Annotated in this window: 16 protein-coding genes and 1 riboswitch; of the genes, 11 read left to right on the plus strand and 5 right to left on the minus strand. The window is 62.0% G+C overall.

Annotation, left to right across the window (positions count from 1 at the left end; all coding sequences use genetic code 11):
• The first annotated feature begins 126 nt into the window (after positions 1 to 126).
• The 4 genes from CAG25_RS00085 (at position 127) to CAG25_RS00100 (ending at position 4644) form a co-directional block, all read left to right on the plus strand.
• Positions 127 to 1122, plus strand: a complete 996-nt coding sequence (locus CAG25_RS00085; protein WP_085611950.1) for a metalloregulator ArsR/SmtB family transcription factor — start codon at positions 127 to 129, stop codon at positions 1120 to 1122.
• Positions 1123 to 1140: 18 nt separating this feature from the next.
• Positions 1141 to 2331, plus strand: a complete 1191-nt coding sequence (gene metK, locus CAG25_RS00090) for a methionine adenosyltransferase (RefSeq protein WP_011336330.1) — start codon at positions 1141 to 1143, stop codon at positions 2329 to 2331.
• A gap of 143 nt (positions 2332 to 2474) precedes the next feature.
• Positions 2475 to 4151, plus strand: coding sequence for an NAD-dependent DNA ligase LigB (ligB, locus tag CAG25_RS00095; RefSeq protein ID WP_085611951.1), 1677 nt, complete (start codon positions 2475 to 2477; stop codon positions 4149 to 4151).
• Positions 4152 to 4248: 97 nt separating this feature from the next.
• Entirely contained in the window at positions 4249 to 4644 is a 396-nt protein-coding gene (locus CAG25_RS00100; RefSeq protein ID WP_039767970.1) for a DUF1090 domain-containing protein, read from the plus strand.
• Between the two features lie 42 nt (positions 4645 to 4686).
• Here CAG25_RS00100 and CAG25_RS00105 read toward each other — a convergent pair whose 3' ends face one another.
• Positions 4687 to 5136 carry a cytochrome c gene (locus CAG25_RS00105; RefSeq protein ID WP_085611952.1) on the minus strand — a complete coding sequence of 150 codons (450 nt, stop codon included), beginning with the start codon at positions 5134 to 5136 and terminating at the stop codon, positions 4687 to 4689.
• Between the two features lie 128 nt (positions 5137 to 5264).
• Here CAG25_RS00105 and CAG25_RS00110 point away from each other — a divergent pair, with 128 nt between their 5' ends.
• A complete protein-coding gene (locus CAG25_RS00110; RefSeq protein ID WP_085611953.1) occupies positions 5265 to 6437 on the plus strand; it encodes a murein transglycosylase A in 1173 nt (390 codons plus the stop codon).
• 49 nt (positions 6438 to 6486) lie between these two features.
• Here the strand turns inward: CAG25_RS00110 and CAG25_RS00115 are convergent, their stop codons facing one another.
• Together CAG25_RS00115 and CAG25_RS00120 are read right to left on the minus strand one after the other, a co-directional pair.
• On the minus strand, positions 6487 to 6870 hold the full coding sequence (locus CAG25_RS00115) for an MAPEG family protein (protein ID WP_039767967.1): 384 nt from the start codon (positions 6868 to 6870) through the stop codon (positions 6487 to 6489).
• A 39-nt stretch (positions 6871 to 6909) separates the two neighbouring features.
• A complete protein-coding gene (locus tag CAG25_RS00120; protein WP_064600018.1) occupies positions 6910 to 7743 on the minus strand; it encodes an EamA family transporter in 834 nt (277 codons plus the stop codon).
• Between the two features lie 219 nt (positions 7744 to 7962).
• On the opposite strand from CAG25_RS00120, the gene CAG25_RS00125 reads away from it, so the two are divergent.
• Positions 7963 to 9132 (plus strand): MFS transporter, encoded by a 1170-nt coding sequence (locus tag CAG25_RS00125; protein ID WP_007959692.1) that lies wholly within the window; start codon positions 7963 to 7965, stop codon positions 9130 to 9132.
• 105 nt (positions 9133 to 9237) lie between these two features.
• The gene (locus CAG25_RS00130; RefSeq protein WP_085611954.1) at positions 9238 to 10503 is read left to right on the plus strand and encodes a sodium:proton antiporter; all 1266 of its coding nucleotides are present in this window, start codon (positions 9238 to 9240) and stop codon (positions 10501 to 10503) included.
• On the opposite strand, the gene CAG25_RS00135 is transcribed toward CAG25_RS00130, so the two are convergent.
• Both CAG25_RS00135 and CAG25_RS00140 read right to left on the minus strand, forming a co-directional pair.
• Positions 10504 to 11409, minus strand: a complete 906-nt coding sequence (locus CAG25_RS00135) for a formate/nitrite transporter family protein (RefSeq protein ID WP_039767964.1) — start codon at positions 11407 to 11409, stop codon at positions 10504 to 10506.
• A 190-nt stretch (positions 11410 to 11599) separates the two neighbouring features.
• Entirely contained in the window at positions 11600 to 12007 is a 408-nt protein-coding gene (locus tag CAG25_RS00140; protein ID WP_011336338.1) for an acyl-CoA thioesterase, read from the minus strand.
• 197 nt (positions 12008 to 12204) lie between these two features.
• A riboswitch (S-adenosyl-L-homocysteine riboswitch) is annotated at positions 12205 to 12303 on the plus strand.
• A 23-nt stretch (positions 12304 to 12326) separates the two neighbouring features.
• Between CAG25_RS00140 and ahcY the strand changes: the two genes are divergently transcribed.
• From ahcY to CAG25_RS00160, 4 genes are all read left to right on the plus strand, one after another.
• Positions 12327 to 13736, plus strand: a complete 1410-nt coding sequence (gene ahcY, locus CAG25_RS00145) for an adenosylhomocysteinase (protein ID WP_085611955.1) — start codon at positions 12327 to 12329, stop codon at positions 13734 to 13736.
• A 159-nt stretch (positions 13737 to 13895) separates the two neighbouring features.
• The gene (gene metF / locus CAG25_RS00150; protein ID WP_007959683.1) at positions 13896 to 14741 is read left to right on the plus strand and encodes a methylenetetrahydrofolate reductase [NAD(P)H]; all 846 of its coding nucleotides are present in this window, start codon (positions 13896 to 13898) and stop codon (positions 14739 to 14741) included.
• Positions 14742 to 14889: 148 nt separating this feature from the next.
• Complete coding sequence (locus CAG25_RS00155; protein ID WP_085611956.1) at positions 14890 to 15702, plus strand: ABC transporter substrate-binding protein; 813 nt, start codon at positions 14890 to 14892, stop codon at positions 15700 to 15702.
• A gap of 222 nt (positions 15703 to 15924) precedes the next feature.
• Positions 15925 to 17793, plus strand: a complete 1869-nt coding sequence (locus tag CAG25_RS00160; protein WP_064600025.1) for a DEAD/DEAH box helicase — start codon at positions 15925 to 15927, stop codon at positions 17791 to 17793.
• Positions 17794 to 17858: the final 65 nt, after the last annotated feature.

Consider the following 17858-nt stretch of genomic DNA (forward strand, 5'->3'; position numbering starts at 1 on the left):
CTGTTCGTTTGTAGAGTTAACCGGGCGGTGAGAAGTGCAATCGAATGCGCCATCCATCGAGCAATATCAAAACTTTTTGATATAGACCTTGCGATGCTTCCGGGCCGTCACTAGACTGCCAGCCCTATGAACTTACGCGTGCCTTCCATTCGCCATGACGATTGCGACGAGCTGGCGGCCCTGTGCAAGGCCGGCGGCGATCCGCTGCGGCTGAATGTATTGCGCGCCCTGGCCAACGACTCGTTCGGCGTACTGGAACTGGCGCAGATTTTCGATATCGGCCAGTCCGGCATGAGCCATCACCTTAAAGTGCTGGCGCAGGCGGATCTGGTGGCGACTCGCCGCGAAGGCAATGCGGTGTTCTATCGCCGCGCCCTGCCCCACACCGAGTTGCTGGGCGGCAAGCTGCACGCGGCGTTGTTAGAAGAAGTCGACAATCTGCCGCTGCCGGCCGACGTGGAAACCCGGATCGCACAGGTTCACGGACAACGCGCGGCCAACAGCCAGGACTTTTTCGCCCGGGTCGCGGAGAAATTCCGCGCCCAGCAGGATTTGATTGCCGGCCTGCCGCAGTACCGTGAAAGCGTGCTGGCCCTGCTCGACAAACTGAATTTCGATGGCGCAGCCACGGCCATTGAAGTCGGCCCCGGCGATGGAGCTTTTCTGCCGGAACTGGCGCGTCGCTTCGGCACCGTAACCGCACTGGACAACAGCGCGGCGATGCTCGAACTGGCCCGTCAGGTATGTGAACGTGAACAGCTGGCTAACGTCAGCCTGCAATTGGCCGATGCATTGAATGGCGTGAGCCTTCAGGCCGATTGCGTGGTGTTGAACATGGTGTTGCACCATTTCGCCGCGCCGGCCGAAGCGCTCAAGCACATGGCCAGCCTGCTGCAACCGGGCGGTAGCCTGCTCGTGACAGAGTTATGTAGCCACAACCAGAGTTGGGCCAGGGAGGCCTGCGGTGATCTGTGGTTGGGGTTTGAACAGGACGATCTGGCCCGTTGGGCCACCGCTGCGGGACTCGTTCCCGGGGAAAGCCTCTATGTAGGCTTACGTAATGGTTTCCAGATCCAGGTTCGCCATTTTCAGCGACCGGCTGGCGACACTCACCATCGGTAAATTCAGGAAAACATCGAGATGAGCGAATACTCCCTCTTCACCTCCGAGTCCGTGTCTGAAGGACATCCGGACAAAATCGCCGACCAGATTTCCGATGCAGTGCTGGACGCCATCATTGCCCAGGACAAGCACGCACGCGTTGCGGTGGAAACCCTGGTCAAGACTGGCGTGGCCATCGTTGCCGGTGAAGTGACCACCAGTGCCTGGGTCGACCTGGAGCAGATCGTTCGTGACGTGATCTGCGACATCGGCTACACCAGCTCCGACGTCGGCTTCGACGGCGCGACCTGCGGCGTGATGAACATCATCGGCAAGCAGTCCCCTGACATCAACCAGGGTGTTGACCGTGCCAAGCCTGAAGATCAGGGCGCCGGCGACCAGGGCCTGATGTTCGGCTACGCCAGCAACGAAACCGACGTGCTGATGCCGGCACCGATCACCTTCTCGCACCAGCTGGTGCAGCGTCAGGCCGAAGCCCGTAAATCGGGTCTGCTGCCTTGGCTGCGTCCGGACGCCAAGTCGCAAGTGACTTGCCGTTACGAAGGCGGCAAGGTTGTCGGTATCGACGCCGTGGTTCTGTCGACCCAGCACAACCCTGAAGTGTCGTACAACGACCTGCGCGAAGGCGTGATGGAGCTGATCGTCAAGCACGTGCTGCCTGCCGAACTGCTGAGCAAGGACACCCAGTTCCACATCAACCCGACCGGCCAGTTCATCATTGGCGGCCCGGTAGGTGACTGCGGTCTGACCGGTCGCAAGATCATCGTCGACAGCTACGGCGGCATGGCCCGTCACGGCGGCGGCGCGTTCTCCGGCAAGGATCCATCCAAGGTTGACCGTTCGGCGGCCTACGCTGGCCGTTACGTTGCCAAGAACATCGTGGCGGCCGGCCTGGCCGAGCGTTGCGAGATCCAGGTTTCCTACGCGATCGGTGTGGCCCAGCCTACCTCGATCTCGCTGAACACCTTCGGCACCGGCAAGATCAGCGATGACAAGATCATCAAACTGGTCCGCGAAGTGTTCGACCTGCGTCCATACGCAATCACCACCATGCTCGACCTGCTGCACCCGATGTACCAGGAAACCGCAGCCTACGGCCACTTCGGCCGCGCTCCGCAGACCAAGACCGTTGGCGAAGACACCTTCTCCACGTTCACCTGGGAAAAAACCGACCGCGCCGACGCTCTGCGTTCCGCTGCCGGCCTGTAATTTTCCTGGCGGTACAAGAAGCCCTGCACGGTTCGCCGTGCGGGGCTTTTTCATGGCCGCGAAACAACCGGCAAAACAGCCGCCCGGCCCGCTTGAAAATCCCGGCTAGCCTTGAGGTATCTCTCTGAGCAAGGACGCTCACAATGCTTGCCACACTGCGCCTGTTTCTGTTTTTCCTGCCGGTTTTCCACCTCAACGCCTTCGCTGACGACTGCCCCGACTGGGCCGCCGCCCGGGCATCGAGCGAAGTCGCTGCCCTGCAACAACAGATCGACCGCTGGGACGACGCCTATCATCGCGAAGGCCGGTCGGTGATCGCCGATGAGCTCTACGATCAGTCACGCCTGCGCCTGAACGAATGGCGCCGGTGCTTCAAGCTTCCCGCACCGCCCGAGCCGGTGCGCACCGCATCAGGCCCGGTTGCGCACCCGGTCGCTCACACCGGTCTGGACAAACTTCATGACGCGGCGGACATCGCCACCTGGCTGCACGACCGCCAAAACGTATGGGTGCAACCCAAGGTCGACGGCGTGGCAGTCACCCTGATCTATCGCAACGGCCGACTGCATCAGGCGATCAGTCGCGGGGATGGGGTTCGCGGGCAGGACTGGACCGTATCGGCAAAAAGGATCGGAGCCATTCCGCAACAGCTGACGCAACCGCAGGATCTGCTGGTGCAAGGCGAACTCTACTGGCGTTTGAACGGCCATAAGCAGGCACGTGCCGGCAGCGCCAACGCCCGCGCCACCGTGGCCGGTTTGTTGGGGCGCAAGGAAATCGACGCGGAACACGCTGCCGGCATCGGGCTGTTTGTCTGGGACTGGCCGCAAGGGCCGAAGGACTTGCCGGAGCGAATCGCGGCCCTTACGCAGTTCGGTTTTCCTACCACGGAGCCCTACACCCAGGCCGTCGCCAGCCTGAACGACGCGCAACACTGGCGCGATCACTGGTATCGCTCGCCACTGCCATTTGCCACGGACGGAGTGGTTCTGCGCCAAAGCCTGCGGCCACCGGCAGAGCGCTGGCAGGCTCGTCCGCCCTACTGGGCTGTCGCCTGGAAATACCCTTTTGCCCAGGCACTGGCCGATGTGCGCAAGGTGAACTTCAAGATCGGCCGCACCGGGCGCATCACGCCAGTGCTCGAACTGTCGCCGGTGATGCTCGATGACCGGCAGATCAAACGGGTCAGTGTCAGTTCGCTCAGGCGCTGGCAGGAACTGGACATTCGCCCCGGCGATCAGGTCGCGATCAGCCTGGCCGGACTGACGATTCCGCGCCTGGACAGCGTGGTGCTGCGCAGCACCGAACGCGTGGAGCTGAACGTTCCGCTCGCCCGCGACTTTCACGCCCTGAGCTGCTGGCAACCGACGCCGGGCTGCGAAAGCCAGTTCCTCGCCCGCCTGACCTGGCTCAGCGGCAAGCAGGGACTGGCCCTGCCGAATGTCGGTCGCGGCACCTGGGAGAAACTTCTGGAAACAGGCCGCCTGAACAGCCTGCTGGATTGGTTGACCCTCGACGGGCCGGAGCTTGCTAACATTGCCGGTCTCGGCGAGCGCAGCAGTGCCCGCCTGCTGCACAGTTTTCACAGCGCCCGCCAACGGCCGTTCCTGCAGTGGCTCAAAGCCCTGGGGCTGCCACCGACCGGTCAGGCAACACTCGCCGGTTCATGGCAAACGCTGGCACAACGCAACACCGAACAATGGCAGGCAGAAGCCGGAATCGGCCCGGGTCGCGCGGCGCAATTGAGCGCCTTTTTTCGTGACCCGCAGGTACTGGCCCTGAGTAAAACCTTGCAAGCCGCCGGTGTCGACGGCTTCTGAACACGCAATCCCCGGCCCACCGGGAACCCAAGTCCGCCGGAGCGCTCCAACAGCGCAGTGCTTCACCGATACGATTGCCTTTGCACATGGAGCTTTTATGAAATTTCTCGCACCGCTCGCCCTGCTGTCTTTCTGCGCAGTCCTCGCCGCCCCCGTGATGGCCGACGAAGACGCGCCGGGCCTGACCGGTTGTGCTGCCAAGAAGCAGGGCATCATCAATCAGATCGAACAGGCCAAGTCCCGCGGCAATGCCGACCAGCAGGCCGGCCTCGAAACCGCCCTGCGCGAAGTCACCGAACACTGCACCGACGCCGGCCTGAAGAAAGAGCGGGAAAACAAGGTACTCGACGCCAAGCACGAAGTGAGCAGGCGTCAGGCTGATCTGGACAAGGCCATGAAGAAGGGCGATCCGGAGAAGATCGACAAGCGCAAGAACAAGCTCGCTGAATCGCGCAAGGAATTGCAGGACGCGCTGGACGAACTCGACAAGTAAGAAAGCCGGGGATCACGGCCAAAGGCTGTGATCCCTTGAACATCAGTGGTCGCGAAACTCTTTATGGCAGGCACTGCAGGCTTCTTCGACTTTCTGCACGGCCGGCCCCAGGTTGCTGGCCTTGTAGGGTTGAACCTTGCTGGCGATCACCAGTTCACCGGTGGCCGCCTCAAGGGTGCGGGCCATTTCCTGGAAACGGGCCTGTTTCTGCCAGACATCGTCCTTGGCGCTGGTGTGATCTTCTTCGCGCACCTGCGGAAAATGTTTCCACGGCTCATGAGACAACGCATCGAGCTTGACCGCGCCTTCGGCGAATTTCGCTCCGTCGAACGGGATGCGCCCACGCAACATGCCACCCAGGTCTTCGCCGGTCCTGAGCATCTGCTTGAAGATCGCCTTGCGCTGGCCCAGCGGGGAATTCGGGTCGACACCGCCACAGGCGGACAAGGTCAGACAGGCCAGCAATACAACAGAAGTTCTTTTAAGAGTCATGGTGGCTTCAGGTCACGGAAATCGGCGGCCAGTATCCTCGGGTCACCGCCAAACACCAATAGCCCTATTAACAATAAGGGTTGCTTGAGCGCATGGAGCACTTCAGCAACCGGCACAGGAAATTCTCCATGAACAGCCGCTTCAAGGCTTGGCGTCATCCGCTCATCGTCACCCTGCCGCTGCTGGCGATCCTCGCCGGCTGCACCGGTGGCGACAGCGCCAAGCCGAAAACCCACGCCCTGGCCACCTACTCCAGCGCCACTTGGGAAGCGTTGCCTGCGGTGTCCGACAGCGATCTGGTGGCCGGATTCAGCTCGTGGCGCAGCGCCTGCACCCGGCTCAAGGCTGACCCGGTCTGGGGCCCGACCTGTGCAGCCGCCGCCAATGTCCCGCAAAGTGCCGGCGACATCCGCGCCTTCCTCAAGCAGAACCTCGACGTCTTCGGCCTGCGCGCCGAAAACGACAATCCCAACGGCCTGATCACCGGCTACTACGAACCGGTCTATCCCGGCAGCCTGACGCAAACCGCCACCGCCAACGTGCCGGTGTATGGCGTGCCCGAAGACATGATCATTGTCTCGCTGGACAGTATTTACCCGGAACTCAAAGGCAAGCGCCTGCGTGGCCGCCTCGAAGGTCGCGTGCTCAAGCCTTACGACGATGCGGCGACCATCGAAAGCCAAGGCGTCAAGGCGCCGGTCGTGGCCTGGCTGACCGACCCGATGAACCTGCAATTCCTGCAGATTCAGGGCTCGGGGCGGATCCAGACCGATGACGGCCGACAACTGCGCATCGCCTACGCCGACCAGAATGGTCACCCGTACCGGCCGATCGGCCGCTGGCTGGTGGAACAGGGCGAGCTGAAAAAAGAAGAGGTGACCATGGGCGCGATCAGCAACTGGGCCAAGGCCAACCCATCGCGCATTCCGGAACTGCTGGCGAGCAATCCGAGCTACGTGTTTTTCACCCGCAACCCGGACAGCAACGAAGGGCCGCGCGGCTCGCTGAATGTGCCGCTGACCGCCGGTTACAGCGCGGCAGTGGACCGCAAGGTGATTCCGCTGGGCAGCCTGTTGTGGCTGTCGACCACTCGCCCCGACGGCACGCCGCTGGTACGCCCGGTGGCTGCGCAGGACACTGGCGGCGCGATTGCCGGTGAGGTTCGCGCGGATCTGTTCTGGGGCACCGGCGATGCCGCCGGGCAACTGGCGGGCGACATGAAACAGCAAGGACAGATCTGGATGCTCTGGCCAAAAGGCGCGGCGTTGCCGCAAGTGCCGCAGGTAGCCGACAAGCCGTAAGCACAATGCAAAAGATCGCAGGCCTCGTCAGCCTGCGATCTTTTCAGGTTCAGATCGAAACGAAGAAGAAGCTGGCAATCAGCACCATCCCGACAAACCAGACCAACGAGCGCAAAGCCGCCCAGTCCGCCAGATAGCAAATGATGTAGAGCAGTCGACTGGTGATGAACAGCACCGCCAGCACATTGACCGTCACCAGCTCTGCCGTGCCCACCAGGTGCGCGACGATCACCGCCGCCGCAAACGCCGGGGTCACTTCAAAACTGTTCAGTTGCGCCGCATGGGCACGGCGCGCCACGCCATCCACGCTGTCCAGAAAGTCCCGGGGATCATGATTGTCCCGCAGTCTGAAACCGCCCGAGGCCTTGGCCACGACGGTGCACAGATAGGGCAGAAAGATCGCGATCAACACACACCACAAAGCCACCGTCATAACACCGTCCTTCTTTCGAGTTTTAGAGTTGCCGGGCGGTCAGAACTTCATTACCAACATGCCGATCAGCACCAGCCCACAGGCTAAGAGCCGCGGCCGGCCGAAAGGTTCTTTCAGGTAACGCATGCCGAACAGCACCACCAGGATCACGCTGATTTCACGCAACGCCGCTGCTTCGGCAATCGAGCCCAACTGCATCGCCCACAGCACCAGAGCGTAGCTGAACAACACGCAGAACCCGACCGCCAGTCCCAGCTTCCATTGCTCGCGCCAGAACAGCTTGAACGCCGGCCGCTTGGCCACCCACGCCAGCAACGGGAAAGGCCAGGCACTGAGCAGCGTGACCCAGACCAGGTAATCCAGCGGATGCGACCAGCGCCGCAACGCCTGACCGTCGATGTAGGTGTAGCAACCGATGCACAAGCCGATCAGCGCCACTACCGGCAGCATCGCCCACGGCAAATGTTTCCCGCCGCCGCCCTGCCAGAGCAGGCAAGCCATGCCCAGCGGGATCAACAGGATTCCGAAGATTTGCTGGGTGGTCAGCACTTCGCCGGCGAAGATCAGGGTCAGCGCCAGCACCACCAGCGGCGACAATCCGCGCATCAACGGATAGACCAGCCCCAGGTCGCCGACCCGATAGGCCTGGATCAACAGGTAGCGATAAAGCAGCTCGAACGCTGCCGACGCCAGAATCCACGGCCAGATTTCCGCCGGCGGCAGGCTGATGAAAGGCATCGCCAGCGCCACGAACAACAGCGCCACGGTGTCCATGCAGGCCACCACCAGCAGCCGCTCGGCGCTGAACTTGATCAACGTGTTCCACGCTGCGTGCAACAACGCCGCCACCAACACCAGAGCTGTCGCCAGCACATGCCACTCCTTTGTTCTTGTTGTTGAACCTGAGCCAATTAGTCAGATTATTGATTCGCGATGTGTCAGCAGCTGTTTATACTGCAAGCGACCACGCCGCACTCAGTTGCGCACAGATAAATTCCAATAATTCCTGCCTGCCCCGTTCTCGCCCGAGACCGGTCGCCGGCCTGCGTATGCCTGATCAAAGCGTCAAGACTACCGACAGAGACCTTGCGCATGCCACTCGCCTTGCTTGCACTCGCTGTTGCCGCTTTCGGCATCGGCACCACTGAATTCGTCATCATGGGCCTGCTGCCCGATGTCGCTCGCGACCTCGCGGTGAGCATTCCCCACGCCGGCCTGTTGATCACCGGCTACGCCCTGGGCGTGGTGTTCGGTGCGCCGATCCTGGCGATCGGCACCGCCAACATGCCGCGCAAGGCCACGCTGCTGGGCATGACGCTGATGTTCATCCTCGGCAACGTGCTGTGCGCACTGGCACCGAACTACGCAACGCTGATGGCGGCGCGAGTGGTCACCGCGCTGTGCCACGGGGCGTTCTTCGGCATCGGTTCGGTAGTGGCCGCCGGGCTGGTCGCACCGAACAAGCGGGCGCAGGCGATTGCCATGATGTTCACCGGCCTGACCCTGGCCAACGTTCTCGGCGTACCGCTGGGCACCGCGCTCGGCCAGTACGCCGGCTGGCGTTCGACCTTCTGGGCGGTCTCGGTGATCGGTGTGATCGCCGCCCTCGCCCAATGGCTGTGGTTGCCGAAACATATCCCGATGGACAAGGCCAACCTCGCCAGCGAATTCAAGGTGCTGGGCAAGGTCAACGTGTTGCTGGCGCTGGGCATGAGCGTGCTGGCATCCACCAGCCTGTTCAGCGTGTTCACCTACATCGCGCCGATTCTGCAGGACATCACCGGCGTCAGCCCCCACGGCGTGACGGTGATGCTGCTGTTGTTCGGTGTCGGCCTGACCGGCGGCAGCATGCTCGGCGGACGCCTGGCCGACAGCCGCCTGCTGCCGTCGCTGGTGGGTGTTGCGCTGGCGGTGGTGGTGATTCTGGCGGCGTTCAGCCAGACCAGTCGCTCGGTGGTTCCGGCGGCGATCACGCTGGTGCTGTGGGGGATTTTTGCCTTCGCCCTGTGCCCGATCCTGCAACTGCTGATCATCGATCAGGCTCACGAGGCACCGAACCTCGGTTCGACCCTGAACCAGAGCGCGTTCAACCTCGGCAATGCCGCCGGCGCATGGATCGGCGGGCTGGTGGTGGCCAGTGGCGCGGACCTGGCGGACCTGCCGTGGACCGGCGCGCTGGTAGGCGTGCTGACCGTGCTGACGGCGCTGTTTTTCATCTACCTGCAACGTCGGGGTGTCGCTGCGGTCAATGTGTCCGGCTGATTTTCCCGGGGGACACAATTGTGTCCCCACCCGGCGTCAGCCCATCCAACCCTTGCGTCCATGAATGGCCGCGCTGTCTTTCACCCCCCATCCAAAGGACCCCGGATGCTTGAACTCGTCGCCGCTTTCATCTGCCTCACCACCCTCCTCACCTTTGTGAATTTCCGCTTCATCGGCCTGCCTCCGACCATCGGCGTGATGGTTACCGCACTGATGTTTTCCCTGTTGCTGCAAGGCCTGAGCCTGCTCGGTTACCCCGGTCTGGAAGAGCGCGTGCAGCAACTGATCGGCCAGATCGACTTCGGCGATCTGCTGATGAACTGGATGCTGTCGTTCCTGCTGTTCGCCGGCGCCTTGCACGTGAACCTGAACGACCTGCGCAGCTACCGTTGGCCCATCGGCCTGCTGGCGACCTTCGGCGTACTGATCGCCACTGCCGTGATCGGCAGCCTCGCCTATTACATTTTTGCCCTGTTCGGCTGGCACGTGAGCTTCCTCTACTGCCTGTTGTTCGGCGCGCTAATTTCTCCGACCGACCCGATTGCGGTACTCGGTGTGCTGCGTACGGCCAACGCCTCGAAGCCGCTGAAGACCACCATCGTCGGCGAATCGCTGTTCAACGACGGCACCGCCGTGGTGGTGTTCACCGTGCTGCTGGGCATCGCGCAACTGGGCGAAACCCCGACCGTCGGCGCCACGGCCATGCTGTTCGTCCACGAAGCCGTTGGTGGCGTGCTGTTCGGCGGGCTGATCGGTTATCTGGTGTACCTGATGATCAAAAGCATCGAGCAGCATCAGATCGAAGTCATGCTGACCCTGGCGCTGGTGATCGGCGGTTCAGCGATGGCCACCGAGCTGCATGTCTCGGCGCCGATTGCGATGGTGGTCGCCGGGCTGATCATCGGTAACCTGGGTCGCAATCTGGCGATGAACGACATGACGCGCAAATACCTCGACGGCTTCTGGGAATTGCTCGACGACATGCTCAACGCGCTGCTGTTCGCACTGATCGGGATGGAGCTTTTGCTGCTGCCGTTCAACTGGCTGCACGTGGCGGCGGCGAGTTTGCTGGCGCTGGCGATTCTGCTGTCGCGCCTGCTCACCGTGGCCCCGGCCATCGTCTTGCTGCGGCGCTGGCGCACGGTGCCGCGCGGCACGATTCGGATCCTGACCTGGGGCGGATTGCGCGGCGGTGTTTCGGTGGCACTGGCCCTGGCCCTGCCGTTGGGCCCGGAGCGCGATCTGCTGCTGAGCATCACTTACATCGTGGTGCTGTCGTCGATCCTGTTGCAGGGCCTGACCATCGGCAAACTGGTCAAGCACGCAACCCGCGATGAGCCGGCGACCGCTGCCGAGCCCGCGCACCACTGATCATTTCTTGATCCGCTGCGGATCGGGCTTTTCGGCCTGGTCCGCAGATTCCTTCGGCGCATCCGTTTCTTTCGGCGCACCGCTTTCACTGCGGATCTGCGCATGACTGATCAGGGCAAAGATGAAACTGCCGCCGATGATGTTCCCCGCCAGGGTCGGCCCGGCAAACACCGCCCAGAAATCACTCCACGGCAACTCGCCGGCAAACACCAGATACGACACCTCCGCCGATCCCACCACGATGTGCGTGAAATCGCCCAGTGCCATCAGATAGGTGATGAGGATGATGATCCACATCTTCGCGCTTTCCATGGACGGGATCATCCAGACCATGGTGGCGATCATCCAGCCCGAGACGATGCCCTTGGCGAACATCTGACTCGCGTGGTTCTCCATGACCTTGCGGCCGATTTCGAGGAAGGCCTCGTCGGTCTTGCTGTCGAAGATCGGCAGTTCGAGCATCACGTACGCCACCAGAATCGTCCCGCACAGGTTGCCGAACAGCACCACGGTCCAGAGCCGGATCAACCGGCCGAAATTGGCCAGGGTTGGTTTGGTCATCACCGGCAGCACGGCGGTCAGGGTGTTTTCGGTGAACAGTTGCTGGCGGGCGAGAATCACCGCGAGAAAGCCTGCGCAGTAGCCGAAGCTGGCAATCACCTTGAATTCGTCGCCCTCTGGCAGACGCGAGTTGAGCAGGCCCATGCCCATCAGCGACAGGCCCATGGTCAGCCCGGCTGCCAGCGCCGACCACCACAGCGCGGCGATGCTGCGCTCCAGTTCCTGGTCGCCTTGTTTGCGGATGATTTCATGCAGGACCGCCGCCCGGGGCGGCTGGTTTTTCTCGACTTCGTGTTGTTCCTTGGCCGAGAGGTCGGGGGTCTTGCCGTCTGTTGGGGTGGTCATGGCGTGGGAACCGTAGAGGGGCTTTTAGCTACGACCCCTGCGGTTCATGGCTGTTCAGTAGCCAGATAAATCTTCGGTGACTGCACAACCGCTTTCGCGAGCAAGCCCGCTCCCACAGTTGACCGAGTTGCGGGGGAGCACGCGGTCTAATGTGGGAGCGGGCTTGCTCGCGATGGGGGCACCGCCGATATCATTCGGTAACGGGCACGTCATCCTTGAACTGGTCTTTGACGTATCTGATTTCGGTCCGCCCGTGCGGCGCTGGCAGGCCGTCTTCGCCGAGGTTGACGAAGACCATCTTCTCGACGGTCAGGATGCTCTTGCGGGTGATCTTGTTGCGTACTTCGCAGGTCAGGGTGATCGAGGTGCGGCCGAACTCGGTGGCGGTGATGCCCAGTTCGATGATGTCGCCCTGGCGCGAGGCGCTGACGAAGTTGATTTCGGAAATGTACTTGGTCACCACACGCTGGTTGCCCAGTTGAACGATGGCGTAGATCGCGGCTTCCTCGTCGATCCAGCGCAGCAGGCTGCCGCCGAACAGGGTGCCGTTGGGGTTGAGGTCTTCGGGTTTTACCCACTTGCGGGTGTGGAAATTCATCTTCACTCCTGAGCGTCTTGCCGAATGATGGCGCCATCTTGGCAGACTGAGCGGTCATGCTCCATGAGGCTTCTACTATGGTCGCGATTAGCGATCTTCATCTGGCCGACAGAAACCCTTTGGAAGATCAGTCCAGACGGCTATAATCGCCCCCGTTTCAAAACGGTAACCTTCACTTGATACCGTTTTCCCGCCACCTGTCCGAGGGGCGCTGCAGCAGGTTCAACCTGTCAGGCTCGGATGGGGCGTTGACCGGCTCAGGCCGGACACTAAACGCACAACGGCGCCCATTCGCATACATTACGAATGGAGGCTCTTCATGAGCGCTGTTATCACGCCTACAGATTTTAACGATTACAAAGTTGCCGACATGTCCCTGGCTGCCTGGGGCCGTCGCGAAACCATCATCGCCGAATCGGAAATGCCGGCCCTGATGGGTCTGCGCCGCAAGTACGCTTCCGAGCAGCCTTTGAAAGGCGCAAAAATCCTCGGCTGCATCCACATGACCATTCAGACCGCCGTGCTGATCGAAACCCTGGTTGCCCTGGGTGCCGAAGTGCGCTGGTCGTCCTGCAACATTTTTTCGACTCAGGACCAGGCCGCCGCTTCCATCGCCGCTGCCGGCATCCCGGTTTTCGCCTGGAAAGGCGAGACTGAAGAAGAGTACGAGTGGTGCCTGGAGCAGACCATCCTGAAGGATGGCCAGCCATGGGACGCCAACATGATCCTCGACGACGGCGGCGACCTGACCGAGCTGCTACACAAGAAATACCCACAGGTTCTGGACCGCGTCCACGGCGTGACCGAAGAAACCACCACCGGCGTGCACCGTCTGCTGGACATGCTGGCCAAGGGCGAGCTGAAAATCCCGGCCATCAACGTCAACGACTCGGTGACCAAGTCCAAGAACGACAACAAGTACGGCTGCCGTCACAGCCTGAACGATGCCATCAAGCGCGGCACCGACCACTTGCTGTCCGGCAAGCAAGCGCTGGTCATCGGCTACGGTGACGTGGGCAAGGGTTCGGCCCAGTCCCTGCGTCAGGAAGGCATGATCGTCAAAGTCTCCGAAGTCGACCCGATCTGCGCCATGCAAGCCTGCATGGACGGTTTCGAACTGGTTTCGCCGTTCATCGACGGTATCAACGACGGCACCGAAGCGAGCATCGACAAAGCGCTGCTGGGCAAGATCGACCTGATCGTGACCACCACCGGTAACGTCAACGTTTGCGACGCAAACATGCTCAAAGCCCTGAAGAAGCGCGCCGTTGTCTGCAACATCGGTCACTTCGACAACGAAATCGACACCGCTTTCATGCGCAAGAACTGGGCATGGGAAGAAGTGAAGCCACAGGTACACAAGATCCACCGTACTGGTGCTGGCTCGTTCGACCCACAGAACGACGACTACCTGATCCTGTTGGCCGAAGGCCGTCTGGTGAACCTGGGCAACGCTACCGGTCACCCAAGCCGCATCATGGACGGTTCGTTCGCCAACCAGGTGCTGGCGCAGATCTTCCTGTTCGGCCAGAAGTACGCCGACCTGTCGCCAGCCCAGAAAGCCGAGCGTCTGACCGTTGAAGTACTGCCGAAGAAACTCGACGAAGAAGTGGCCCTGGAAATGGTTCGCGGCTTCGGCGGTGTGGTCACTCAACTGACCAAGCAACAGGCTGACTACATCGGCGTGACCGTCGAAGGCCCGTTCAAGCCGCACGCTTACCGCTACTGATTGACGCGGCGGCCTGCTCTCCCTGTGGGAGCGGGCTTGCTCGCGAAAGCGGAATGTCATTCAACATTGATGTTGCCTGACCCACCGCTTTCGCGAGCAAGCCCGCTCCCACATCGGCGGTGCAAGCCTCACAGGCTTCGTGTTTCCAAGGGTATTCCCATGTCCCAAGACCGTCGCTACAGCTTCGAGTTCTTCCCGACCAAGACCGATGCTGGGCATGAAAAACTGCTCGCCACTGCCCGTCAGTTGGCCACCTACAACCCTGACTTCTTTTCCTGCACCTACGGCGCGGGCGGTTCGACCCGTGACCGCACGCTGAACACCGTGTTGCAGCTGGAAAGCGAAGTCAAAATCCCCGCCGCCCCGCACCTGTCGTGCGTCGGCGACAGCAAGGACGACCTGCGCGGCCTGCTGAACGAGTACAAGGCCGCCGGCATCAAGCGCATCGTCGCCCTGCGCGGTGACCTGCCGTCCGGCATGGGCATGACCAGCGGCGAGCTGCGTCACGCCAATGAACTGGTTGAATTCATTCGTGAAGAAACCGGCAATCATTTCCACATCGAAGTCGCCGCCTACCCGGAGATGCACCCGCAAGCGCGCAACTACGAGGACGATCTCGCCAACTTCGTGCGCAAGGCCCGTGCCGGCGCCGACAGCGCGATCACTCAGTACTTCTTCAACGCCGACAGCTACTTCTACTTTGTCGACCGTTTGCAGGCGCTGGGCGTGGACATTCCGGTCGTGCCGGGGATCATGCCGATCACCAACTACAGCAAACTCGCGCGTTTCTCCGATGCCTGCGGTGCGGAAATCCCGCGCTGGATTCGCAAGCAGCTGGAAGCCTACGGCGATGACAGCCAAAGCATTCAGCGTTTTGGCGAACAAGTCGTCACGGAAATGTGCGAACGCCTGCTGCAAGGCGGCGCACCCGGCCTGCACTTCTATTCCATGAACCAGGCCGAACCGAGCCTGGCGATCTGGAACAACCTGAAGCTGCCGCGCTAAAAAGACGTAATCGCAGAACCAGAAGATCGCAGCCACGACAGTGCCTACAGCGCTTTCGCCGCTGCGATCTTTTGCTTTTAAACGCCCGAAACAGAGCTTCTGCGGCCAGTTTCTGGCTCTTTGCCGTTTCTCGTCGTAATCTCAAGCCATGCCTTTGATCACGCAGTTATTCGCCGTGCTGGTTTTTGCTTGCCTGAGCTTTGCGGCTCGGGGCGAGAAGCTGCGTATCGTCACCGAACCGTGGGCGCCGTACGTCTATGAACAAGGCGGCAAGAACCTCGGTCTCGATTACGAAACCACCGCCATCGTGTTCAAGCGCCTGGGCATTGAAGTCGAATGGCAGTTCCTGCCGTGGAAACGCTGCCTGTCGATGCTCGAAACCGGCCAGGCCGACGGCGCGCTGGATATCTTCCACAGCGATGAACGCGACGCCACCCTGCTCTATCCGAGCGAACCGCTGTCGGACGTCGAGTTCGTGATGTTTTACGCCAACGACCGCCCGCACCCTTTTCGCAGCCTCGAAGACCTCAAGGGCCTGACCATCGGTACGTCGCCGGGCTATCTGTACAGCCCCGACTTTCGCGAATCGACGCTGTTCACCCGCGAGCCGGCCCCAACCCACGAAGCCAACTTCGGCAAACTGGTGCGCGGGCGTATCGACCTGCTGATTACCGACCGCCGCGTGGGCCAGCATTTGCTCGATGAATTGGATATCCGCAACCAGATCACTGAAAACCCCACGGTCATCAGCCGCCAGAGCCAGTTTCTGGCCGTGCGACGCAATGCGGGGATGGATTTGCTGGTGCAGCGTTTCGGTGCCGAACTGAAGCGTTTCAAGCGCGAACCGGCCTATGCGGAGCTCAGCGCCCGCTACGGCGCAGCCCCCGCCCTGGCGACACCGCTGGGCAACGCCACCGCCAGCGGCAAAACCGTTGAGCAGCAGGAAAGCGGCGCGCAGTGATTGCTCTGTTATACTCCGGCGTTCCCGCCAGGCTCACGCCCGGACGCCCGGAACCGTAACAGGCCTCCCGACCCGCTACAGCGCAGCTTTTCAGCCCGCGCGAGCGCTCCGGACGTGCCTTCGGAACCGCAGCAGGACCGGACGGGATTGCGTCCTCTTAAACGCCATTCGCGCCAGGCAAGACTCCCATTGGGCCAAGCCCTAACTAAAACAGGATTACTCATGTCCTTTGCTTCCCTCGGTCTCTCCGAGGCTTTGGTCCGCGCTATCGAAGATGCGGGCTATACCGAGCCTACTCCGGTGCAACAGCGGGCCATTCCCGCCGTGTTGCAAGGTCGCGACCTGATGGTTGCGGCTCAGACAGGTACTGGTAAAACCGGCGGTTTCGCCCTTCCGATCCTGGAGCGGCTGTTTCCCAACGGTCACCCGGACAAATCCCAGCGTCACGGCCCGCGCCAACCGCGCGTGCTCGTGCTGACCCCTACCCGCGAACTCGCGGCGCAGGTTCACGACAGTTTCAAGATCTACGCCCGCGACCTGAAATTCGTCAGCGCGTGCATCTTCGGCGGCGTCGGCATGAACCCGCAGGTTCAGGCCATGTCCCGTGGCGTTGACGTGCTGGTGGCGTGCCCCGGTCGTTTGCTCGACCTGTGCGGCCAGGGCAGCGTCGATCTGTCCCACGTCGAAATTCTCGTGCTCGACGAAGCCGACCGCATGCTCGACATGGGCTTCGTCCATGACGTGAAGAAAGTCCTCGCGCGCCTGCCGGCCAAACGCCAGAACCTGCTGTTCTCGGCGACCTTCTCCAAAGACATCACCGATCTTGCCGGCAAGCTGTTGCACAACCCGGAACGCATCGAAGTGACGCCGCCGAACACCACGGTCGAGCGCATCGAACAACGCGTGTTCCGTCTGCCGGCCAGCCACAAGCGTGCGCTGCTGGCCCACCTGATTACCGCCGGCGCGTGGGAACAGGTGCTGGTGTTCACCCGCACCAAGCACGGCGCCAACCGTCTGGCCGAGTACCTGGACAAACACGGCCTGCCGGCTGTGGCGATCCACGGCAACAAGAGCCAGAACGCCCGCACCAAAGCCCTGGCCGACTTCAAGGCCGGTGAAGTGCGCATTTTGGTTGCCACCGACATCGCCGCCCGTGGCCTGGACATCGACCAGTTGCCACACGTGGTCAACTTCGAACTGCCGAACGTCGATGAAGACTATGTGCACCGTATCGGCCGTACCGGCCGGGCCGGTCGTTCGGGCGAGGCGATCTCGCTGGTCGCGCCGGACGAAGAAAAACTGCTGAAAAGCATCGAACGCATGACCAAGCAGAAAATCGCCGACGGCGACCTGATGGGCTTCGATGCCAGCACCATCGAGGCCGAGAAGCCGGAAGCCCGTGAACGTCCGGACATGCGCAACCCGCGCAATGCCCGTGGCCCACGCGGCGACGGCCCGAATGGCGGCGGCGGTGGCGGCGGTCGTAAAGACAAAGGCAAAGACAAGGGCAAGGAAAAACCGGCCGGCGAACGTGGCGAGCGTCCAGCCCGTCAACAGAAGCCGCGTGAAGGCACCCCGGCCCGCGAACAACGCCAGCCAAGCCAGCCGCCACGCGCCGCTGCTGACCGTGCTCCGGACGAATTCCTCGACGACGATATCGATAACTTCGGTAACCGCGTTGATTACGTGCCGAAGCAGGCTCCGGCCGGTGGTCGCAACCGTCGTCCAGGCGCTCCGGCGCAAGGCGCAGGTTCGGGCGCACCACGCGGCGGTCAGTCGCAAGGTCGCCAGAACGGCCCGCGCAACAGCAACGGCTCGAGCACCGGCACCCCGCCAGGCAAACGCAGTGGCCCACGCAACGGTGCTCCGCGTGACGGCCAGGGTCGTCGCGATGAGAACCCGCGCAACCGCCGTCCGGCCCGTGACGATCAGCAACGCGCTGAACCGGCCGTGCAGAACCCGCGCAGCAGCGGCCCGAAGATCATGCACAAGGAATCGAAAGCCGACCGCTTCCCGACGCCTGAGCAGCTGGATCAACTGCCAAGCCGCCCACGCGGTGAAAAACCGGCCTTGCTGACCCGCAATCGCTGAGTTTTCGACTGCCATGAAAAATGCCCCGACCTGAAAACCGGGGCATTTTTTTGCGCGCCTCTAGG

The sequence above is a fragment of the Pseudomonas sp. B16(2017) genome, from assembly GCF_002113205.1.
Lineage (GTDB): Bacteria > Pseudomonadota > Gammaproteobacteria > Pseudomonadales > Pseudomonadaceae > Aquipseudomonas > Aquipseudomonas pharyngis.

Bases quoted from the DNA above. Each gene is read 5' to 3' on its own strand.
- CAG25_RS00085 (WP_085611950.1), top strand. From the start codon at position 127: ATGAACTTACGCGTGCCTTCCATTCGCCATGACGATTGCGACGAGCTG.
- metK (WP_011336330.1), top strand. From the start codon at position 1,141: ATGAGCGAATACTCCCTCTTCACCTCCGAGTCCGTGTCTGAAGGACAT.
- ligB (WP_085611951.1), top strand. From the start codon at position 2,475: ATGCTTGCCACACTGCGCCTGTTTCTGTTTTTCCTGCCGGTTTTCCAC.
- CAG25_RS00100 (WP_039767970.1), top strand. From the start codon at position 4,249: ATGAAATTTCTCGCACCGCTCGCCCTGCTGTCTTTCTGCGCAGTCCTC.
- CAG25_RS00105 (WP_085611952.1), bottom strand. From the start codon at position 5,136: ATGACTCTTAAAAGAACTTCTGTTGTATTGCTGGCCTGTCTGACCTTG.
- CAG25_RS00110 (WP_085611953.1), top strand. From the start codon at position 5,265: ATGAACAGCCGCTTCAAGGCTTGGCGTCATCCGCTCATCGTCACCCTG.
- CAG25_RS00115 (WP_039767967.1), bottom strand. From the start codon at position 6,870: ATGACGGTGGCTTTGTGGTGTGTGTTGATCGCGATCTTTCTGCCCTAT.
- CAG25_RS00125 (WP_007959692.1), top strand. From the start codon at position 7,963: ATGCCACTCGCCTTGCTTGCACTCGCTGTTGCCGCTTTCGGCATCGGC.
- CAG25_RS00130 (WP_085611954.1), top strand. From the start codon at position 9,238: ATGCTTGAACTCGTCGCCGCTTTCATCTGCCTCACCACCCTCCTCACC.
- CAG25_RS00135 (WP_039767964.1), bottom strand. From the start codon at position 11,409: ATGACCACCCCAACAGACGGCAAGACCCCCGACCTCTCGGCCAAGGAA.
- CAG25_RS00140 (WP_011336338.1), bottom strand. From the start codon at position 12,007: ATGAATTTCCACACCCGCAAGTGGGTAAAACCCGAAGACCTCAACCCC.
- ahcY (WP_085611955.1), top strand. From the start codon at position 12,327: ATGAGCGCTGTTATCACGCCTACAGATTTTAACGATTACAAAGTTGCC.
- metF (WP_007959683.1), top strand. From the start codon at position 13,896: ATGTCCCAAGACCGTCGCTACAGCTTCGAGTTCTTCCCGACCAAGACC.
- CAG25_RS00155 (WP_085611956.1), top strand. From the start codon at position 14,890: ATGCCTTTGATCACGCAGTTATTCGCCGTGCTGGTTTTTGCTTGCCTG.
- CAG25_RS00160 (WP_064600025.1), top strand. From the start codon at position 15,925: ATGTCCTTTGCTTCCCTCGGTCTCTCCGAGGCTTTGGTCCGCGCTATC.